Annotated in this window: 20 protein-coding genes; 9 read left to right on the forward strand and 11 right to left on the reverse strand. The window is 67.0% G+C overall.

Features of this window, described 5'->3' with window-relative positions; translation table 11 throughout:
* Positions 1-121 precede the first annotated feature (121 nt).
* Positions 122-1,054 carry a type I pantothenate kinase gene (coaA, locus tag AB0H00_RS13490; RefSeq protein WP_357265375.1) on the forward strand — a complete coding sequence of 311 codons (933 nt, stop codon included), beginning with the start codon at positions 122-124 and terminating at the stop codon, positions 1,052-1,054.
* Between the two features lie 6 nt (positions 1,055-1,060).
* Here the strand turns inward: coaA and AB0H00_RS13495 are convergent, their stop codons facing one another.
* Complete coding sequence (locus tag AB0H00_RS13495; protein ID WP_357265377.1) at positions 1,061-1,672, reverse strand: hypothetical protein; 612 nt, start codon at positions 1,670-1,672, stop codon at positions 1,061-1,063.
* 132 nt (positions 1,673-1,804) lie between these two features.
* Positions 1,805-2,584 (reverse strand): isoprenyl transferase, encoded by a 780-nt coding sequence (locus AB0H00_RS13500; protein ID WP_357265379.1) that lies wholly within the window; start codon positions 2,582-2,584, stop codon positions 1,805-1,807.
* 215 nt (positions 2,585-2,799) lie between these two features.
* Here AB0H00_RS13500 and AB0H00_RS13505 point away from each other — a divergent pair, with 215 nt between their 5' ends.
* The gene (locus AB0H00_RS13505; protein ID WP_357265562.1) at positions 2,800-3,423 is read left to right on the forward strand and encodes a hemolysin III family protein; all 624 of its coding nucleotides are present in this window, start codon (positions 2,800-2,802) and stop codon (positions 3,421-3,423) included.
* Positions 3,424-3,450: 27 nt separating this feature from the next.
* Here AB0H00_RS13505 and AB0H00_RS13510 read toward each other — a convergent pair whose 3' ends face one another.
* A complete protein-coding gene (locus AB0H00_RS13510) occupies positions 3,451-5,505 on the reverse strand; it encodes a thioredoxin domain-containing protein (protein WP_357265381.1) in 2,055 nt (684 codons plus the stop codon).
* Between the two features lie 303 nt (positions 5,506-5,808).
* On the opposite strand from AB0H00_RS13510, the gene AB0H00_RS13515 reads away from it, so the two are divergent.
* Positions 5,809-6,372 carry a GyrI-like domain-containing protein gene (locus tag AB0H00_RS13515; RefSeq protein ID WP_357265383.1) on the forward strand — a complete coding sequence of 188 codons (564 nt, stop codon included), beginning with the start codon at positions 5,809-5,811 and terminating at the stop codon, positions 6,370-6,372.
* A 151-nt stretch (positions 6,373-6,523) separates the two neighbouring features.
* Here the strand turns inward: AB0H00_RS13515 and AB0H00_RS13520 are convergent, their stop codons facing one another.
* The 3 genes from AB0H00_RS13520 to mca all read right to left on the reverse strand — a co-directional run bounded on the left by AB0H00_RS13520 (position 6,524) and on the right by mca (position 8,433).
* The gene (locus AB0H00_RS13520) at positions 6,524-7,102 is read right to left on the reverse strand and encodes a TIGR03086 family metal-binding protein (RefSeq protein WP_357265385.1); all 579 of its coding nucleotides are present in this window, start codon (positions 7,100-7,102) and stop codon (positions 6,524-6,526) included.
* Positions 7,103-7,288: 186 nt separating this feature from the next.
* A complete protein-coding gene (locus AB0H00_RS13525) occupies positions 7,289-7,570 on the reverse strand; it encodes a hypothetical protein (protein WP_357265387.1) in 282 nt (93 codons plus the stop codon).
* Positions 7,567-8,433, reverse strand: a complete 867-nt coding sequence (mca, locus tag AB0H00_RS13530; protein ID WP_357265564.1) for a mycothiol conjugate amidase Mca — start codon at positions 8,431-8,433, stop codon at positions 7,567-7,569. The genes AB0H00_RS13525 and mca overlap by 4 nt, the downstream gene beginning before the upstream one ends.
* 124 nt (positions 8,434-8,557) lie before the next feature.
* On the opposite strand from mca, the gene AB0H00_RS13535 reads away from it, so the two are divergent.
* Both AB0H00_RS13535 and greA read left to right on the forward strand, forming a co-directional pair.
* The gene (locus AB0H00_RS13535; RefSeq protein WP_357265389.1) at positions 8,558-9,028 is read left to right on the forward strand and encodes a DUF4307 domain-containing protein; all 471 of its coding nucleotides are present in this window, start codon (positions 8,558-8,560) and stop codon (positions 9,026-9,028) included.
* A 296-nt stretch (positions 9,029-9,324) separates the two neighbouring features.
* A complete protein-coding gene (gene greA / locus AB0H00_RS13540) occupies positions 9,325-9,819 on the forward strand; it encodes a transcription elongation factor GreA (protein WP_327110071.1) in 495 nt (164 codons plus the stop codon).
* Between the two features lie 99 nt (positions 9,820-9,918).
* Here greA and AB0H00_RS13545 read toward each other — a convergent pair whose 3' ends face one another.
* Entirely contained in the window at positions 9,919-11,061 is a 1,143-nt protein-coding gene (locus AB0H00_RS13545; protein WP_357265391.1) for a cystathionine gamma-synthase, read from the reverse strand.
* An 81-nt stretch (positions 11,062-11,142) separates the two neighbouring features.
* A complete protein-coding gene (locus AB0H00_RS13550; RefSeq protein WP_357265393.1) occupies positions 11,143-12,063 on the reverse strand; it encodes an alpha/beta hydrolase in 921 nt (306 codons plus the stop codon).
* Positions 12,064-12,237: 174 nt separating this feature from the next.
* Here AB0H00_RS13550 and AB0H00_RS13555 point away from each other — a divergent pair, with 174 nt between their 5' ends.
* Together AB0H00_RS13555 and AB0H00_RS13560 are read left to right on the forward strand one after the other, a co-directional pair.
* Positions 12,238-13,413, forward strand: a complete 1,176-nt coding sequence (locus tag AB0H00_RS13555) for an acyl-CoA dehydrogenase family protein (RefSeq protein WP_357265395.1) — start codon at positions 12,238-12,240, stop codon at positions 13,411-13,413.
* Between the two features lie 106 nt (positions 13,414-13,519).
* Entirely contained in the window at positions 13,520-13,918 is a 399-nt protein-coding gene (locus AB0H00_RS13560; protein ID WP_357265397.1) for a DUF6401 family natural product biosynthesis protein, read from the forward strand.
* A 96-nt stretch (positions 13,919-14,014) separates the two neighbouring features.
* Here the strand turns inward: AB0H00_RS13560 and AB0H00_RS13565 are convergent, their stop codons facing one another.
* Together AB0H00_RS13565 and AB0H00_RS13570 are read right to left on the reverse strand one after the other, a co-directional pair.
* Positions 14,015-14,878, reverse strand: a complete 864-nt coding sequence (locus AB0H00_RS13565) for a hypothetical protein (protein WP_357265399.1) — start codon at positions 14,876-14,878, stop codon at positions 14,015-14,017.
* A 351-nt stretch (positions 14,879-15,229) separates the two neighbouring features.
* On the reverse strand, positions 15,230-16,618 hold the full coding sequence (locus AB0H00_RS13570; RefSeq protein WP_357265401.1) for a cystathionine beta-synthase: 1,389 nt from the start codon (positions 16,616-16,618) through the stop codon (positions 15,230-15,232).
* A gap of 102 nt (positions 16,619-16,720) precedes the next feature.
* Here AB0H00_RS13570 and AB0H00_RS13575 point away from each other — a divergent pair, with 102 nt between their 5' ends.
* Positions 16,721-17,182, forward strand: a complete 462-nt coding sequence (locus tag AB0H00_RS13575; protein WP_357265403.1) for a hypothetical protein — start codon at positions 16,721-16,723, stop codon at positions 17,180-17,182.
* Between the two features lie 137 nt (positions 17,183-17,319).
* Positions 17,320-18,540, forward strand: a complete 1,221-nt coding sequence (locus AB0H00_RS13580; RefSeq protein WP_357265405.1) for an acetyl-CoA C-acetyltransferase — start codon at positions 17,320-17,322, stop codon at positions 18,538-18,540.
* 53 nt (positions 18,541-18,593) lie between these two features.
* Here the strand turns inward: AB0H00_RS13580 and AB0H00_RS13585 are convergent, their stop codons facing one another.
* Entirely contained in the window at positions 18,594-19,448 is an 855-nt protein-coding gene (locus tag AB0H00_RS13585) for a Bax inhibitor-1/YccA family protein (RefSeq protein ID WP_357265407.1), read from the reverse strand.
* Positions 19,449-19,572: the final 124 nt, after the last annotated feature.

A 19,572-nucleotide genomic window follows, 5' to 3' on the forward strand; every position in this document is an offset into this window, starting at 1 on the left:
ACCCCACTTATCCCACGATGGTGACACGGAGCAGAATTCGGCTATGCGGCGACAGCAAGACCGAATCTCACCAGACCCGCACGGTAAGTCTGCGTGTTTGCCGAAGTGGAGCGTCGGGTAAATGGCACGGATGAGCGAGCCGAGTCCATACGTGGAATTCGACCGGAAACAGTGGCGAACCCTGCGTAAATCGACTCCCCTTGTGCTCACCGAAGAAGAACTGATCGGCCTGCGCGGTCTCGGGGAACAGATCGATCTCGAGGAAGTCGCCGAGGTCTATCTCCCGCTCGCTCGTCTCATTCACCTGCAAGTGGCCGCGCGCCAGCGCCTGTTCGCCGCCACCGCGACCTTTCTCGGCGAAACCCATCCGGACGAGCAGGTCCCGTTCGTCATCGGCGTCGCGGGCAGCGTCGCGGTCGGCAAGTCGACCACCGCCCGCGTGCTGCAGGCACTGCTGGCCCGCTGGGATCATCACCCGCGCGTCGACCTGGTCACCACCGACGGATTTCTCTATCCCACCGCGGAACTCACCCGCCGCGGCATCATGCACCGCAAGGGTTTTCCGGAGAGCTACGACCGCCGCAAGCTGCTGCGATTCGTCACAGAGGTGAAATCCGGCGCGGCGGAAGTGTGCGCGCCGGTGTATTCACACATCTCCTATGACATCGTGCCGGAGAAGCTGCACTGCGTACGTCAGCCCGACATTCTGATCGTGGAGGGCCTGAACGTGCTGCAGACCGGTCCGCGGCTGATGGTCTCGGATCTGTTCGACTTCTCGATCTATGTCGACGCGCGCATCGAGGACATCGAGAAGTGGTACGTGCAACGGTTTCTCACATTGCGCAACACCGCGTTCGCCGACCCGAACGCGCATTTCCACCACTACTCCGGATTCACCGACGAGCAGGCGACCTCGGCCGCGCAGGAGATCTGGAACAACACCAACCGCCCGAATCTGGTGGAGAATATTCTGCCCAGCCGACCACGCGCCACCTTGGTGTTGCGCAAGGACGCCGACCACAGCATCAATCGGCTGCGCCTGCGCAAATTGTGATTCCTCTTACAATTTCCACGCCTCGTCGAGGCGTCGTGCGACATCGATATCGCGAGCCGCGGCGATGTGCGGTCTGCGGATCTCGGTGGAGATATAGCGGGCGACGAACCGCCTGATCTCGTGGTCCACGCTCGCGAGGATGCGCAGCAACTGTCCACGCCTGGTCGCGCTGGCGACGTTGACGTGCACGTCTCCGGGACGCGGCTCGGCGATGTCGATCAGCACGCGCAACGGTGCGGCGGTGCGCACCGTCAGATGCAGGTGGATGGCCCCCTCGACATGGAAGCGATGCCGGTCGACGGCCAGATCGAGGAGCAGGTCGACATTCAGCGGGATGACCAACTCGAACGAGATGGCCTCCTCGACGTGGCGGCGCACCCGTGGCTCACCGAGCTGAACCTGCGCGGACACCTTGGCCAGTCGTCCCGGCCCCATCCCGATCGGTCCGAAATCGAAGGCGGTGCCGGTCAACTGGCCGAATGCTCCGGCGATACGCTCCGCGGAGGCCGCGTACTCCAGGAAACGCCTGCCGAACTCCTCATAGCTGATGTCGGCCCCGCCCGGCCCCCGGTGCGAGGACTCGGGCGGCCCGCCAGGCCGAGTGTCGTACACGCTCATCCCTGCGCCTCGCTGACGCTCGGCTCCGGCACGCCCGCGCCGGCGGCCGCGTCGATGGTTCGCTCGCCCATGAGACCGCACGGTACGCGAGAAGGGCGGAATCGGAGCCGGATTCACGGCACCGAGATCGGATCAGACCCCGAAGCGGCGATGGCGCGCGGCGTATTCGCGCAGCGCTCGCAAAAAATCCACCCGCCGGAACTCCGGCCAGTACGCCTCGGTGAACCATATTTCCGAGTAGGCGCTCTGCCACAGCAGGAAACCGGACAGCCGCTGCTCGCCGGAGGTGCGGATGACCAGGTCGGGGTCCGGCTGGCCGGAGGTGTAAAGATGCTGGCCGATGGCGTTCACAGTGATCGACTGAACCAGATCCTCGCCGGTTTCCCCCGCCGCGATCTCCTGGCGGACCAGCGACCGCACCGCGTCGGCGATCTCCTGCCTGCCCCCGTAGCCGACCGCGACGTTGACGTGTACGCCACCACGCTCCTCGGTGCGCTCGGCCGCGGTCCGCAACCGCTTCGCGATCAGCTCGGGAAAGCCGTCCAGCGAGCCGACGATGCGGACGCTCCAGTTCTGCTCCGGCGCCGACAACTCCTCGACCACGTCGGTGATCACCTCGAACAGCGTCTCCAGCTCGTCCGGATCACGCTGCAGATTTTCGGTGGAGAGCAGGTAGACGGTCACCATCTCGATGCCCTCGGCTTCGCACCAGCCGACCAGCTCCGCGATCTTCAGCGCGCCGACCCGATGACCGTGACTGACATCGGTGAAACCGTTCTCCCGGGCCCACCGGCGATTGCCGTCACACATCACCGCGACGTGCCGGGGATGCTGCTTGCCTGCCAGCTGCTTGGACAGCCGGGCCTCGTAGACGCGATACGGCAGACCCCGCACCTGACTCGGAAGTTCCACCCGGGCAACCCTACGCCTCACCGAGGCGATCTCGGCACCGACCGCGCGCCCCCGGTACAGTAGCGAATAACTCAAACTTACGGTCGCGTAGGTTACTGGCGGGTTTATCTAGGAGGTAACTCGTGTCCGAACCGGTCGGCGCCCCCGACGCGGCACTTGTCGCAGCACCTGCCTCGGCGGGCGAAACACTCGCTGCGGTACTCGGCAAACCACGCATGCGTGGCTGGATCCACACCTGGGCGGTCGGCATCGCCGCCATCGCGGCCATCGTGCTGGTCACCGAGGCGGCCACGGTCTCGGCGACCGCAGGATGGTCGACTCTGGTCTACGGCGTTACCGTATGCGCGCTGTTCGGCATCAGCGCGGTCTACCACCGGGTGACCTGGCCGAGCACGCGCGCCCGCATCCGGATGAAGCGGGCGGACCATTCGATGATCTTCCTGTTCATCGCGGGCAGCTACACACCGTTCGCCCTGCTCGGCCTCCCTGGCGGCACGGGGCAGACGCTGCTGATCGTGGTCTGGTCCGGAGCGCTGGCCGGAGTGGCGCTGAAACTGCTGTGGCCGACCGCGCCCCGCTGGGTCGGCGTTCCGCTGTACCTGCTGCTCGGCTGGGCCATCGTCCCGGTCGCCGGCCAACTCAACAACGAGATCGGCATCGCGCCGCTGATCCTGCTGCTGATCGGAGGGTTGATCTACAGCGGAGGCGCGATCCTCTACGCCACCAAGTGGCCGAACCCCTGGCCGACCGTGTTCGGACACCACGAGTTCTTCCACGCGGCCACGGTGCTCGCCGCGCTCACCCATTACGCGGCGGTTTGGCTCGTGGTCCTGCGCTGACCTGTGCGCATGCGCACCGAGAGGTCCTCAGATCCGCTGCAGCGCCGAGCGAAGTTCCTCCGGGGTGGAGATCGGCTGATCGCAGACCGAGCCGCGGCATATGTAGGCGGCGTCGGTGTCGCGGATCAATGGGCGGTGGGCCAGGAGTGGGACCGCGTTCGGGGCGGCGGCGAGGACCACGGAGCCGCCGGGCGCCGCGACACGGGCTGCTGTGAGCAGTTCGGTGGGACGACCGAGGGATTCGGCTGTGGCGATGGCGACCTGCAAGGGCCCGCGCAAGGCCGCCTCGGCGACGGCGAGCCACTGACCCGCTGACCGTGGCGCGCGCGCAAGGACGATAGCCCCGCGGTCGAGTGTGCGGTCGGCGAGGTCGCGGTAGCGGACGGCGCGCTCCGGGTCGCTCGCGGCCGCGGCGGTCAGCAGGGCTTCGGCGAGCGAAGAGGCGCCGGCGGGGGTGGCGCCGTCGATCGGGTCGCGTGGCCGGGCGACGAGTGTCTCGGCGTCGTCAGCCGTGTCGAACCAGCTGCCCGGCGCCTCCGGGTCGGCGAAATGCTCGATCGCCTTGTCCAGCAATCGTTGTGCGTCCTCGAGCCAGCCGAGCTCGCCGGTGGCTTGGTGCAGAGCGAGCAGACCGGTGACCAACCACGCGTAGTCCTCCAGGATGCCGGGCGCGGAGCCGACCACACCGCCGAGCGAGGCGCGGCGCAGGCGTTCGCCCACAACGTGCTCGGCCAGCAGGAAGCGCGCACAGCGCACGGCGGCGGCGATCCAGTCCGGCTCGCCCAGCGCCGACCCGGCCTCGGCAAGCGCGGTGACGGCCATCCCGTTCCACGCGGTCACCACCTTGTCGTCGCGCTCCGGTTGGGGACGGCGGGCACGGGCCGCGCGCAGCGCCGCCCCGATGCGCTCCAGGCGAGCGTCGTCCTTCTCGGTGACCGGCTCGGAGTACCTGGTCAGCACCGACGTGCCCTGTTCGAAATTTCCCGCGGTGGTGACGCCGAAGAATTCGGCGGCCCACGCCCCCTCGATCGGACCGAGCGCGCCGGTCAGCTCGGCGGGCGTCCAGACGTAGGTCGCACCTTCGACGCCTGGGCCGCCCGGCTCCAGATGAGTGTCGGCATCCAGGGCTGAGGCGAAGCCACCCTGTTCGGTACCCAGGTCTTCGACGATGAATCGCACAGTCTCCCTGGCCACCCGGTGCGACAACGATTCCGGCAGCACCGACGTACTGCGCCGCGCCAGATGGGCGTAAGCACGCAGCAACTGGGCGTTGTCGTAGAGCATCTTCTCGAAGTGCGGCACCACCCACGCGGCGTCGACCGAGTACCGGGCGAAACCACCGCGCAACTGGTCGTAGATCCCGCCGCGCGCCATTGCCTCTGCCGTGCGGGAGACCATGTCGAACACCGCCGTGCTGCCGGTCCGCTCCCAGTGCCGAAGAAGCCCCTCCAGCAGCGCCGACGGCGGGAACTTCGGCGCACCGCCCAACCCGCCGTGCTTGTCGTCCTCGTCGCGCAGCACGGCGGCGACGGCGTGATCGAGTAGCTCGGCCGTGATCGTCAGATCCGCGTCGGGCAGCACCGCGGTCTGCGCGCGCAGAGCCTCGACCGCCTGCGTGGACGCTTGGCGCACCTCGTCGCGGCGGGTGTGCCAGGTGTCGGTGATCGCGGTGAGCAGCTGGGTGAACGACGGCATCCCGCCACGCGGGAACTTCGGGTAGTAGGTGCCGCAGTAGAACGGTTCGCCGCCGGGTGTGAGGAAGCAAGTCATCGGCCAGCCACCCTGCCCGGTCATCGCGACGGTGGCGTTCATGTAGACCGCGTCGAGATCGGGCCGCTCCTCCCGGTCGACCTTCACGCAGACGAAGTTCTCGTTCATCTGATCGGCGGTCGCCGCGTCCTCGAACGACTCGTGCGCCATCACGTGACACCAGTGGCAGGAGGCGTACCCGACGGAAAGCAGGATCGGCACATCCCGTTCCCGCGCCTCGTCCAGCGCGGCGGCATCCCATTCCCGCCAGTGCACCGGATTGTCCGCATGTTGGCGCAGATACGGAGACGTCGCGTTCCCGAGCCGGTTCATAGCTCTACCGTACGGCCTCTCGGCCAGGCAGTTCGGAGATGCCGGACCGGACGCGCTCGGACTTCCTCGGCATCGGACCCGGGTGAATCGGATCATGTATCGCGGCTGTCGACTTTTCCAGCGATCTGGGCGACCAGCTAGGTACTCGCGCGGACTCGTAGGCGTCCACCAGCAACTCGCCGAACGGCGACGCGTCCGGTTCGCCGCGGGCCGGTGCCCGCACGGCCGAGCCGAGCGGGACACAACGGGCTCAGCGCATGTCTCACTTGACTCTCCTGTGGCGGGAGGGAAGACAGTCGGGTAATGAAAATTGATCTGGTACGAGAGGACCACCACTACTACGGCGCGGGCACGGAGCCGGTGCTACGGACGTTCGCGGCGTACGACTACGTGACGGTCGACGGGTCGGGGTCGCCCGGCGGACCGGTGTACACCGCCGCACTGGAAATGCTCTACCGTGCTGCATACGGGGCCAAGAAGGCCGCGAAGGCCGCGGGACGCGACTTCGTCGTGCCGAAACTGGAGGGCCTGTGGTGGGTCGACTCGGATGCGCCGCCGCTGTCGGTGCCGCGCGAGCAGTGGCAGTGGAAGCTGATGATCCGCGTGCCGGAGGTGGTTACCGCCGAGATGGTGACCGGGGCGTCCTTCGAGCGGATCACCGAGGGCGAGGCGATCCAGGCGCTGCATGTCGGCCCGTATGCGACCGAGCCGCAGACGCTGGCGCGGATGGATGCGCTCATGGCGGCCGAGGGATGGGCGATGAACGGACGTCACCACGAGATCTACCTGTCCGACCCACGGAGATCCCCTGGCACGACGACGAAGACGATCCTGCGCCACCCGGTGCGCCGCCCAGATCGAAAATAAAGCTGCGAAAAGCGAATTCGGCCAGAAACAGTGCCACCTGCGCCCGGTGCGCGAGCAACGGGCGACTTCCTTGTCCGAAGCTGTAGGCGGCGTCCGGGATGCCGCGGGCCCGCCCAGCTGTTCGTATTCTTTGTGAATTCGTCGGTGCCGACTACGGAGTCCGCGACAACACCTCGCGCCCGACATAGGCCAAGAGTCGACGGTGCGCCGGTTCATCCCCGGCGACAACGACTTCCGGACCGAAAATGCCAGGCGCGCGGAAAGAATCGATGCCGCCCATCGCCTGCATGGTGGCGAGCAATTCGCCACATAACCCGTCGTCGGCCAGATCCGGCCGGTCGATGGCCACCGCGATATCGACGCCGTGGACGAGAACCTCGGTGAGATGCACCAGCGCCGCCGCGGGCCCTGGCAGTTCGCCCAGCGAAATGCCCACCGTGGCGTCCAGCGCGTCCGGCCGATGCCACGCGGCGCGATCTATCTCCGCCGCCGCGGCGAACGCGCCCTGCGGATCGCCGCCCAGCCAGTCGGATTCGTGGTCGGCGCCCGCATCCGTGCCGCTCAGCGCGGCAGCGAACAGATGCATGCCACCCACGGTGTGGTTGAGGACGGTCTGCACATCCCAATCCGGGCACGGCGTCGGCGCGGCCAAGCCCGCGTCTCCCACGGCGGCGACGATCGCTCCGGTCGCGTCCAGTGCGCGGTCGATCTGTCCGATCACGTTGTCCATGAGCTTCCTTCGGTCGAGCGGTATCGCTGAATTGGTAACACAGGACACCGACCGGCGCGCGACATTGCGAACACCACTTTGCGCCGAAATGGTTGCCAATGGTGTGCTTCGGGGCGACCGCGGAAATAGTGGGCTGCGCGTGCGACACCGGGGCCCACTAGAGCAGTTCAGCAGCGGTTGCGCAGGTCAGCTCGACTCGGTGCGTCCCTCGGAGTCCGCGTCGTCCGATTCGTCGCCCGGCCGGCGCGTGATGCCATGCTCGGTCCCCTCGTCGGCCTCTTGGTCCGGTTCGGGGTGCTCGGGCTCGAAGGTCGCGGGCAGCCTTTTGATGTGCCGGTTCATCGATCGGACCAGCAAGAACGTGCCCGCGAGCAAAACAAGGATGATGACCAGCCCGAGCGGCGATGCCTTGCCGAATTCGGGCCCGGTCGGGGTACCAGGCGTCTGGGCGAGCAGAACCAGCGTCACAGCCGCTCGTCCTCGATACCCGCGAACAGGTCGGTCTCGGGCAATGCGGTGCGCACCCGGGTTTGGGCCAGCTCGAATTCCTCCGTCGGCCACAGTCGCTGCTGCATCTCGATCGGAATGGCGAAGAATGCGCCGTTCGGGTCGATCTGCGTCGCGTGCGCGCGCAAGGCGTCGTCGCGCTGTGGGAAGTACTTGGCGCACTCGATCTGCGTGGTGACCCGCGAAAGTACGTCACCGCGCTCCGCGGCGAACTTGCGCATCCGATCCAGCCACTCCTGCAGCGGGAACGGCTCGCCGGCGCGGTCGAACTCTTCGGCGAACACCTCCATTCGCCGCATGCTGAACCCGTGGTCGTAGTACAGCTTCAGCGGCGTCCACGGCTCGCCCGCGTCGGGGAAGCGCTCCGGATCGCCTGCGGCCTCGAACGCGGCGACCGACACCTCATGGCAGCGGATGTGGTCCGGATGCGGGTAGCCGCCGGTCTCGTCGTAGGTCGTCATCACATGCGGCTTGAACTCACGCACCACCCGCACCAACGCCTCGGTGGCCTCCTCCAGTGGAACCAGCGCGAAGCTGCCGTCGGGCACCGGCGGCAGCGGGTCGCCCTCCGGCAGGCCCGAGTCGACGAAACCGAGCCAGTGCTGGCGCACACCGAGCGCGTGAGCCGCGGCCGCCATCTCCTCACGGCGGATCTCGTTGATCCGCTCCAGGACGCCCGGCGTGTCCATAGCCGGGTTGAGGATGCTTCCCCGTTCTCCGCCGGTCAGCGTGACGACGAGGACGTCGTGTCCTTCGTCGGCGTAGCGGGCGGTCGTCGCCGCACCCTTGCTGGATTCGTCGTCAGGGTGGGCATGCACCGCCATGAGGCGAAGGCCACTCACGTTTTTGTTCACCTCATCGCTCTCGGTCGCGGGTGTCGAGTCTTCGTTCCCTATAGTTCCATTCGATCGACATTTGTTCCGACTTACCCCCCGGGAGCGACTACAGATGACCGAGCCCGCGCCGGAAACCGGCGGTGACGCGACGGCCGCGGCTCCCGCGCCGAGCCGACGACCCGCCGACCGGTACGGCACGAAACCACCGGTGCGCCGCCGGTGGATTCCGCTGGTCCTGGGCGCGCTGGTGGTGCTGGCCGGGCTCGGCGTCGCCTACCTGGGCTACCAGAAGTACGGTCCGAAGGACATCGACGCCGAGCAACTCGGGTATACCGTCGTCGACGACTCGACCATGACCATCCGGCTCAAGGTCACCCGCAAGGATCCCGCGCAGCCGGTGGTGTGTTTCGTCCGCGCGATGGCACGCGACGGCTCCGAGCTCGGCCGCCGCGAGGTGCTGGTCGAACCCTCGACCAGCGGTACGGTGGAGCTGACCACCATCGTGCGCGCGTCCGCTCGGCCCGTTTCGGGCAGCATTTACGCGTGTAGCGGTCAGGTCCCCCGCTATCTTCGGGCAGGATGATCCGCCGATTTTTCGCGTCATCAGGCCTCGAAATTCACCCCGACCTGCACGTTTATGATTCATGCTAAAATGGTGTGATACACGGTTCCGGGGCTCGGAGCCGTGTTTGCTGCATTGGCGGCCGGCGCTGTCGGTTCGGGCTTGCGAGTTCGCCCGAAACCTGGGCCTGTAGGGGTTCGATGAACTTCCCAGGATTGCTCTTGCCGTCGACTGGTGCGTGCCCGCCTACGGGTGGGCACGCACCAGTGCTCAGGGAATCCCGGCCTGCCGGGAACAACTACTAGGGAGTGATCGAGATGACTGAGACGCAAGTGACCTGGCTGACCCCGGAGTCGCACGACAGGCTCAAGGGCGAACTCGACGCGCTCATCGCCAATCGTCCGGTCATCGCCGCCGAGATCAACGAACGCCGTGAAGAGGGTGACCTGAAGGAGAACGGCGGTTACCACGCCGCGCGCGAGGAGCAGGGCCAGCAGGAGGCGCGGATCCGCCAGCTGCAGGAGCTGCTGAACAACGCCAAGGTCGGCGTCGCGCCCACCAAGTCCGGCGTCGCGCTCCCCGGTTCGGTGGTCAAGGTCTACTACGACGGTGACGAGTCCGACACCGAAACCTTCCTGATCGCCACCCGTGAAGAGGGTCTCAGCGACTCCAAGCTGGAGACCTATTCGCCGAGCTCCCCGCTCGGCGGCGCGCTGATCAACGCCAAGGTGGGCGAGACCCGGGAATACACGCTGCCCAATGGCAACATCATGAAAGTCACGTTGCTCAGCGCCGAGCCCTACCACAGCTGACACGCGCGGCCGTGGCGCTCCGCACGGCCGATACTTCCGCCGCGAACCCGAGCGGCCGCGCCCGATCACCGGGTGCGGCCGCTTCATCATGTCGTGAACCTAGCGCAATGCCTGCTCGACGTCCGAGAGCAGGTCGCTGACATCCTCGATACCGACCGACAACCGCACCAGATCCGCCGGCACCTCCAGCAGGGACCCTTCGGTGGACGCGTGTGTCATCGCGGCCGGGTGCTCGATCAGCGATTCCACGCCGCCCAGCGATTCGGCCAGGGTGAACACCTCGGTCCGTGCGCAGAACTTGCGTGCTGCCTCGACATCGCCGTGCAGGCGTACCGAGATCATCCCGCCGAACCGCCGCATCTGCTTGTCGGCGATGCCATGGCCCGGGTGCTCCGGTAACCCCGGGTAGATCACCTGGGAGATCGCGGGATGCCTGGACAGAAATTCCGCGAGGGTTTCGGCGTTGTCGCAGTGCCGGTCCATCCGCACCGCGAGCGTCTTGGTGCCGCGCAGGGTGAGGAAGGCGTCGAACGGGCCGGGGACCGCGCCCGCGCCGTTCTGCAGGAACGCGAAAGCCGCGTCGAGTTCAGGATCGTTGGTGATCAGCGCGCCGCCGATCACGTCGGAGTGGCCACCCAGGTACTTGGTGGTGGAGTGCACCACGATATCCGCGCCGAGCAGTAGCGGCTGTTGCAGATACGGGGTCGCGAAAGTGTTGTCCACCACCAGCTTCGCGCCCGCGGCGTGCGCCACGTCGGCCAGTGCGGTGATGTCGCCGATGCTCAGCAGCGGGTTGGTCGGGGTCTCGATCCACACCAGTTTGGTGTTCGGCCGGATTGCGGCGCGCATCTCGTCCACGTTGAACACGTGCGCGGGCGAGTGCTCGATACCCCACTGGCTGAATACCTTGTCGATCAGCCGGAAGGTGCCGCCGTAGGCGTCGTCGGGGATCACGATGTGGTCGCCCGGACGCAGCGTGGCGCGCAGCGCACAGTCGGTGGCGGCCATGCCCGAGGCGAACGCTCGTCCGTAGCGGCCCGATTCGAGCGCGGCGAGGTTCGCCTCCAGTGCCGTCCGCGTCGGGTTGCCGGTGCGGCCGTACTCGAAACCGCCGCGCAGCCCACCCACGCCGTCCTGGGCGAACGTCGAACTCGCGTAGATGGGCACGTTGACCGCGCCGGTCTGGGGATCGGGATCGAATCCGGCGTGCACGGCCCTGGTAGAGAATCCCAGCTCACTCATGTGCTCAGCCTAATTGGGTCGATTTTCGGGCAGCTCGCCGGTGGGCCGTGATAGTGGCGAGCCGCCCGAACAATCCGTGGGTCAGACGGTCAGGAATGACAGCAAGGCGGGGTTGACCTGGTCTGCGCAGTCCTCGTGCACCGAGTGTCCGCAGCCCTCGAACACCTGAGATGTCGCGCGCGGTATCCGGCGGGCCAGCTCGGCAGCCTGCCACGGCTCATCGAAGCGGTCCGCACCGCCCCAGACCACCAGGGTCGGTGCGCCCACCTCGCCGAGCAGCCGTTCGGTCAGCGCGTAATCGAAGTTGCGCTGCTGCGACCACAGCGCCTCGCGGTTGTCCGGCCTGCTCATCTGCGCCCAGTTCTCGTCGATCAGTTCCGGGGTGACCCGGTCCTGGTGTACGAACGATTTGCGTTGCGTCGCTTCGCTGTTCGACTTGGTCATCAGTTTTCCGATCAGCTCGCCGAGCACCGGAACCTCCAGTGGACGCCAGTCCCAGCTCGACGGCACATCAAGACCCGGCGACGCGAGCAGCGCAAGGCGGGTCACCCGCTCCGGATGCCGCTCAGCGAAGTACAGCGAGGTAGCGCCGCCCCAGGAGTGTCCGACGAGCGACGCCTTCGGCAACGCCATCGCGTCGAGGAAGGTGCCGAGCGCGCCGGACATCGCGTCGAGGTCGTAACGGAAGTCGCGCTGTTTCAGTGTGGTGTAGCCCTGTCCCGGCAGGTCAACGGCGTAGACGGTGAAATGTTGCGCCAGCACTGGAATCGTGTCGCGGTAGGAGTAGAGCCACTGACCGCCGCCCGCGACAAGCACGACCGCGGGTCCGGTGCCGGTTTTCGTGTAGTGGAATCGCGCCAGATCGGTGTCCGCGTACCGGGACTCCACAGTGGTCAGATACCGGGACTGGTAGTCGCGGTCTTCCGGCGGTTGCCAGACGTAAGCGATCCCGGTCGCCGTCGACAACACCAACATGAGCATCGCGGCACCTGCCACGATCACGCGTCGCAACCATCGGCGCGCACGACTCGGGTTCCGCTTCAGCTGTGTCGTCTTCGTCCTCCAATACTTCGCGGCCGTCGGCCATACCCAGCTAGGACGAGAAGCCGCCGAACAATGTGACGGCGCGTGGAGTGACACCGGTCTCAGCGCGGCCGATGCCAATAGGCTGAGGCCATGGTGACTGTCGACGAACTGTTCGCGATCGATGCTTTGCTGTCCGAGGACGAGCGTGAGATCCGCGACACCGTCGCCGCATTCGCGGCCCATCGGCTGCGACCGCACATCGCGGACTGGTTCGAGGCAGGCACATTTCCGGCCAGGGAGATCGCACCGGAGCTCGGCAAGCTCGGGCTGCTCGGCATGCATCTGGAGGGCTACGGCTGCGCCGGGATGTCGGCGACCACCTATGGCCTGGCCTGCCAGGAACTGGAAGCGGTCGACTCGGGCGTGCGCAGCATGGTTTCGGTGCAGGGTTCGCTGGCGATGACCGCGATCCACAAGTCCGGCTCCGAGGAACAGAAACAGCGGTGGCTGCCGGAGCTCGCCTCGGGCCGTGCGCTCGGCTGTTTCGGGCTCACCGAACCGGACTTCGGCTCCAACCCCGGCGGCATGCGGACCAGGGCGAAGCGCGACGGCGCCGACTGGGTGCTGAACGGTTCGAAGATGTGGATCACCAACGGCTCGGTGGCCGATGTCGCGGTGGTCTGGGCACAGACCGAGGACGAGGGCAAACAGGTGATCCGTGGGTTCCTTGTTCCGGCCGGTGCGTCTGGCTTCACCGCGCGGGAGATGCATCGCAAGCTGTCCCTGCGCGCGTCGGTCACCGCGGAGCTGGACTTCGACGATGTCCGCCTGCCCGCGGACGCGGTGCTTCCGCGATCGCGCGGGCTCGCCTCGCCGCTCGCCTGCCTGAGCGAAGCGCGTTTCGGCATCGTCTTCGGTGCGCTCGGCGCGGCCCGCGACTGCCTCGCGGCGACCATCGAGTACGCCAGGACGCGCGAAGTGTTCGACAAGCCACTGGCCGCCTACCAGCTGACCCAGGCGAAGCTGGCCGACATGGCGCTGGAGTTCGGCAAAGGCCAGCTGCTGGCACTGCATATCGGGCGTATGAAGGACCGTGGCGAGGTCACCCCGGAGCAGGTGAGCGCGGGGAAACTGAACAGCACGCGTGAGGCCATCACGATCGCCCGTGAATGTCGCACCATTCTCGGCGCCAACGGCATAACGCTCGACTACCCGGTGCTTCGTCATGCGAACAACCTGGAGTCGGTGCTGACCTATGAGGGCACGGCGGAGGTGCATCAGCTGGTGCTCGGCCGGGCACTCACCGACGCGAATGCTTTTCGCTGACAAGCCTTTCCGCAAGGCGGATTTGCTGAGCGCGATATTTCCGGTGATCACGACTGCGGCAAAAGTCACAGTTCTATAAATATTGAATGATTGCTAGGATACGAAGATGTTTCTGATCGGCCCCGCGCTGCTCGAAGTGTCGGCGCACCGGATTTTGCACCGACTACACGAGACGCACGGAGTGCCCGCGCTCGCCGCGGCCGCGGCGATTCCCGCGCTTTCGGCGGCGTTGGACCAGCACGCCGCGGCGGTGCGCGACATTCTCCGGCACGGTGTGCCGGGAGCGTCGAAAGTTCCCGCGGCCGTACTCCTCGCGGGTTATGCGCGTGGACTGCTCGATCAGGTACGCGAGACGAGTGCCACCGAGCGCGAGAGCGACGACCCGAGCCGGGTGCCGACAATGCGCGGACACGCACCAGGAGATCTCATCGGCTGGGCAGAGGCCGACTGGGCCCAGCTGCGCCTAGCCGGGGTATGCCTGCACGCCATGCGTCAACCGGCCTGAGGCGCCGCCTAGACCTGTATTCCGGGTTGCCGGAGCCCGGTACAGGAGTGCGGCCGCCGCAGGTATTCCTGCGGCGGCCGCACTTGTCTCAATCTTTCAGCGCACGTCGCCGGGGTCGCGATAACCCGGGTACTCGCCGGGCTGCGTGTACCCGCCGGCCGGTGTTGTCGAGCTTTGGCTCCATTGCTGCTCCTGACCGCGAGCGGCCTGCTGGTCGATCAGCAACTGCTCGCGGGCGGCGTCCTCACGACCGCGCTGGTAGGCCTCGGCTTGGCCCTTCACCGCGGGGATCTCCTGTTCCAGGCCGCTGAGCCAGTTCTCCCAGCGCTGCTGCATCGGGCGGATCATGCCGCCACCGACGCCGACCACCAGGATGCCGCCCAGGGTGGCCAGCACCGCGATCAGGATCGGCATGGTGACCGCCGTGGCCACCCCGATCTGGTTCAGCGCGGCAACGATGCCGACGCCCCACACGAACACGCCGGCGATCCGGCCGACCATCGGGCCGTAGGACAGGCCGCCGAGCATGGTGCCGACCATCTCGCGGACCGCGTGGGCGATGGCGCCGGCGATCACCACGATGATGATCGCTACCGCCGCCTTCGGCAGCCAGGCGACGATGCCATTGAGCATATCGCTCACCGGGTTCGGCCCGAAAACACCGAAACCGAGCTGCAGCGCGATCAGCAGGATCGCGTAATACGCCAGCTTCGCCAGCAGGTCGGAGGCGTCGTAGCGACTGCGCGACAGCATCCGCTGGATCCCGCCGCGTTCGACGAGCCGGTCGAACCCGACACGCTCGAGCACCTTGTCGACGATCGTCGCCACCACCTTCGCGACGATCCAGCCGATGAGCAGGATGACGAGAAAACCGACCAGCTTGGGGACGAACGTGGCGACGGAACTCCACGCATCGGAGAACCCCTGCTGGAAATCGATAGCCAAACTAGAGGTGTGCATGCCCATCCCTTCGCTCTCCGATGACGCCACGGCAATTTGCCACGGCTACGTCAAGCCCCGCTATACCCCTACGTCTGGACTCGAATCTGACATTTGCGGCTAAATTGCCCACCATCGGATTCGACGTAACCGAGACAAAATTCTTCGCGCCGCGGTCGACCGCATGGCCGCGGCACACGTACGCGCCAGCTGCCGCTCGGGGATACGCCGCGCGCGCCCTTTACTGCGGGCCGCCATGCTTTCAGGAGCGGCCCCGATGGGGCGGAATCTTCCCGCCCCGCAACTGGCCGGCCCACTCGCGCCGCGCGGCGAGCGCCCGATGGCTGAAGCGATCGGCTGATCGGGCGCCGGTTACTTTCCGATGGTTCCGGTGCTGAGGAATCCGAGCAGATCGTGGCGGGTGATGACGCCTACGGGCTTGCCGTCCTCGACCACCATCAGTGCGTCGGTGTCCGACAGTGCCTTCGTCGCGGCCGAGAGCGGTTCGCCGGAACCGATCAGCGGAAACGACGGGCTCATGTGCTGGGCCACCGAGTCCGTGAGATGTGCACGGCCTTCGAATACCGCCGACAGCAGATCGCGCTCGGTCACGCTGCCCGCGACCTCGCCCGCCATCACCGGCGGCTCGGCGCCGACGACGGGCATCTGCGACACCCCGTACTCGCGCAGGATCTCGATCGCGTCGCGCAGCGTTTCCGAAGGATGGGTGTGCACCAGGTCGGGCAGCTCGCCCGACTTTCCGCGCAGCACGTCGCCGACCAGCGGCTCGGCGACGCCGTCCATGCGCTCACGGAGGAAGCCGTAGGAGCTCATCCACCGGTCGTTGAAGATCTTCGACAGGTAACCGCGTCCGCCGTCGGGCAACAGCACAACGACTACGGCGCCCGGGTCGCGCCGCGCCACCTCGATGGCGGCCACCACCGCCATACCGCACGAGCCGCCGACCAGCAGCCCCTCTTCGCGGGCCAGCCGCCGGGTCATGTCGAAGGAGTCGGCGTCGGACACCGCGATGATCTCGTCCGGCACGGCGGGGTCGTAGGCGGACGGCCAGAAGTCCTCGCCGACGCCCTCGACCAGATAGGGCCGTCCGGTGCCGCCGGAGTACACCGATCCCTCCGGATCGGCGCCGATGATCTTCACCTTCCCGCCGGAAACCTCCTTGAGGTAGCGACCGGCGCCGGTGATGGTGCCGCCGGTGCCGACACCCGCGACGAAGTGGGTCACCTTACCGTCGGTGTCCCGCCAGATCTCCGGGCCGGTGGTCTCATAATGGCTGTCCGGGCCGCCCGGGTTGGAGTACTGGTCCGGCTTCCACGCACCGGCAATCTCGCGGACCAAGCGGTCGGAAACGCTGTAGTAGCTGTCCGGATGGTCCGGCGGCACGGCGGTCGGGCACACCACGACCTCGGCGCCGTAAGCACGCAGCACATTGCGCTTGTCCTCACTGACCTTGTCCGGGCAGACGAATACGCAGTTGTAGCCACGCTGCTGCGCGACGAGCGCCAGGCCGACGCCCGTGTTACCGGAGGTGGGTTCGACAATGGTGCCGCCGGGGCGTAGCTCCCCGGACTTCTCGGCGGCGTCGATCATCTTCACCGCGATCCGGTCCTTGGAACTGCCGCCGGGGTTGAGGTATTCGATCTTGGCCGCTACCAGGCCCGCGTTCGATCCCACCACCGAGTTCAACCGGACCAACGGCGTATTACCGATGAGGTCCACGACATGATCCGCGATGCGCATGCCCCCATAGTTGCAGACGCACCAACTGTGCGTTCGCGCACGCCGCACGCGACTGGTCGCGGCTACCGATAAATCGGCACCCCCACCTTTAAGATCGCAGCCATGAGGCAGCCGAACATCGCCCGCGCCGCCACCATTCTGGCCGGATCGGCGGTGGCCCTGGTGGCCGGGTCCGGCGCGCAGGCGGACGCGACGAGCGTCGAATTCCCGCAGGTGCCCACGCTCGCGCGCGGTGGTCTGTGCTGGACGAGTATCCGCACCTGGGCCGATACCAGCTCCGAATGGCCGGGCCGCGCCATCCTCAACGTGCGCGCGCTACCCGTCTCCGGTCTCGGACCGGGCGTCTACCCGCTCGCCCCGCTGTGCGAGGTTCGCACGACCGTCGCCTGGCGCAACACCACCACCGGCGTGACGGGCAGCTACGACAACATCGTGGTCACCGGCATCTACGGCAGCATCCAGTACGCGCTGTTCCAGGACACCGGCCCCGGCCTCGTCGAGGTCACCGTCTCCACCGACACCGCCAACATCCCGGCACGCGGCCAGTTCGTCGTACCGGGCTGACCCGCGCCGAAGTCGCGCACCGGCCACGCGCTGCGGGAGAAGGCCCGCTTCCCGCACACCGCGACGAGACGTAGATTCGATACGAACCCGCGAGTAACGACACGGTTCGCATCAGACCGTTCGACAAAGGAGTCCTCATGCCTGAGGCCGTCATCGTTTCGACCGCACGCTCCCCGATCGGCCGGGCCCGCAAAGGCTCGCTGGTCGACCTGCGGCCCGATGATCTGACCACGCAGATCGTGCGGGCAGCGCTCGACAAGGTGCCCGCCCTGGACCCCGCCCAGATCGACGACCTGATCCTGGGCTGCGGTTCTCCCGGCGGCGAGCAGGGCTTCAACATCGCCCGCATCGTCGCGGTGCAGCTCGGCTACGACTTCGTGCCCGGCACCACTGTGCACCGCTACTGTGCCTCGTCGCTGCAGTCCACTCGGATGGCGCTCCACGCGATCAAGGCAGGTGAGGGTGATGTGTTCGTCTCCGCCGGCGTGGAGACGGTGTCCCGCTACGTGAACGGCTCCGCCGACAGCTGGCCGAACACGCAGAACCCGGTGTTCGAAGCGGCGCAGGCGCGCACGGCGAAGACCGCCGAGGGCGGCGCGGGGATCTGGCATGACCCGCGCGAGGACGGCCTTGCCCCCGACGCCTACATCGCGATGGGCCAGACCGCCGAGAACGTCGCGACCTCCACCGGCATCACCCGCGAGGAGCAGGACCGCTGGGGCGTCCGCTCGCAGAACCGGGCCGAGGAAGCTATCAAAAACGGCTTCTTCGAGCGCGAGATCACCCCCGTGACGCTGCCGGACGGCACCGTGGTCAACACGGACGACGGTCCGCGCGCCGGTGTCACCTACGAGGCGGTCTCCGGGCTGAAGCCGGTGTTCCGCCCGGACGGCACCATCACCGCCGGCAACTGCTGCCCGCTCAACGATGGTGCTGCCGCGCTGGTCGTCATGAGCGACACCAAAGCCGCGGAGCTGGGCCTGACCCCGCTGGCCCGTATCGTGTCCACCGGTGTCTCCGGCCTGTCGCCGGAGATCATGGGTCTCGGCCCGATCGAGGCGTGCAAGCGCGCACTGGCGCTGGCGGGCAAAGCCATCGACGACATCGACCTGGTCGAGATCAACGAGGCGTTCGCGGTGCAGGTACTCGGCTCCGCCCGCGAGCTGAAGATCGACGAGGACAAGCTGAACGTCTCCGGCGGCGCTATCGCGCTGGGCCACCCGTTCGGCATGACCGGCGCCCGGATCACCACCACGCTGATCAACAACCTGCAGACCTACGACAAGCAGTTCGGTCTGGAGACCATGTGCGTCGGCGGCGGCCAGGGCATGGCGATGGTCATCGAGCGCCTGAGCTGAGACGACGAAAGGGCGGCCGCCGGGACTCCCGCGACCGCCCTTTCGCTCATTCGCTAGTCGTTCTGGAAGTAGCTCAGCAGTCGCAGGATCTCGACGTAGAGCCACACCAGGGTGACGGTCAGGCCGAGGGCAACGCCCCAGGCCGCCCGCTCCGGCGCCTGCGCGCGGATCAGCTGATCGGCGGCGTCGAAGTCGAGCAGGAAGCTGAACGCGGCGATGGCGATGCACACCAAGCTGAAGACGATCGCCAGCGGGCCGCCGTCACGCAAACCCAGACCGCCGGAGATGAAGAAGCCGGCAATCAGATTGCCCAGCACGAGTACCAGGATTCCGATCATGGCGCCGACGATGACCCTGGTGAACCGCGGCGTCACCCGGATGGCACCGGTCTTGTAGACCACCAACATGCCCGCGAACACCCCGAACGTGCCGAGCACCGCCTGACCGATCAGCGCACTGCCGCCGACGCCGCCGAACTCGATATTGGTGAACATGAACGACAGCGCACCGAGGAACAGCCCCTCGGCGACCGCGTAGGACAGCACCAGCACCGGGTTGTCCATCTTGTTCGCGAAGGTCGCGATCAGCACAAGCACTAGGCCGACCAGGCCGCCGACGATCACGAACAGCGGCGCGAGCGAAGTGTTCGCGTTGGTGAGGCCATAGGCGATGATCGCGGACAGGGCGAGCACACCAAGCGTGACGCCGGTCTTGATCACCACGTCGTCGATGGTCATCGCCCTGGTGGCGGGGGCCTGCTGATAGGGCTGCGGGGGCTGGCCGTATGGCTGCTGGCTGTACTGGTTGCCGAACTGTCCCGCAGTGGTTACGCCGGAACCGAAGCCGGCGTATCCACCACCCTCCTGCCTCGGCAGGTTCCTGAAAACCGGATTGCTCGTGGTACGCACGGCGTCCCTTTCTGGAGTCGTTGCCGCTGTTCATCGAGTAGGGGCACTCGATATCCAACTGCTCTGTCCAACGTTTGTCATCGGTAGCGAGTTCCCCGGAAACTCACTGAGCCAGACAATTCGG

It is taken from the genome of Nocardia sp. NPDC023852 (assembly GCF_040639505.1).
In the GTDB taxonomy this organism is placed as follows: Bacteria; Actinomycetota; Actinomycetes; order Mycobacteriales; family Mycobacteriaceae; genus Nocardia.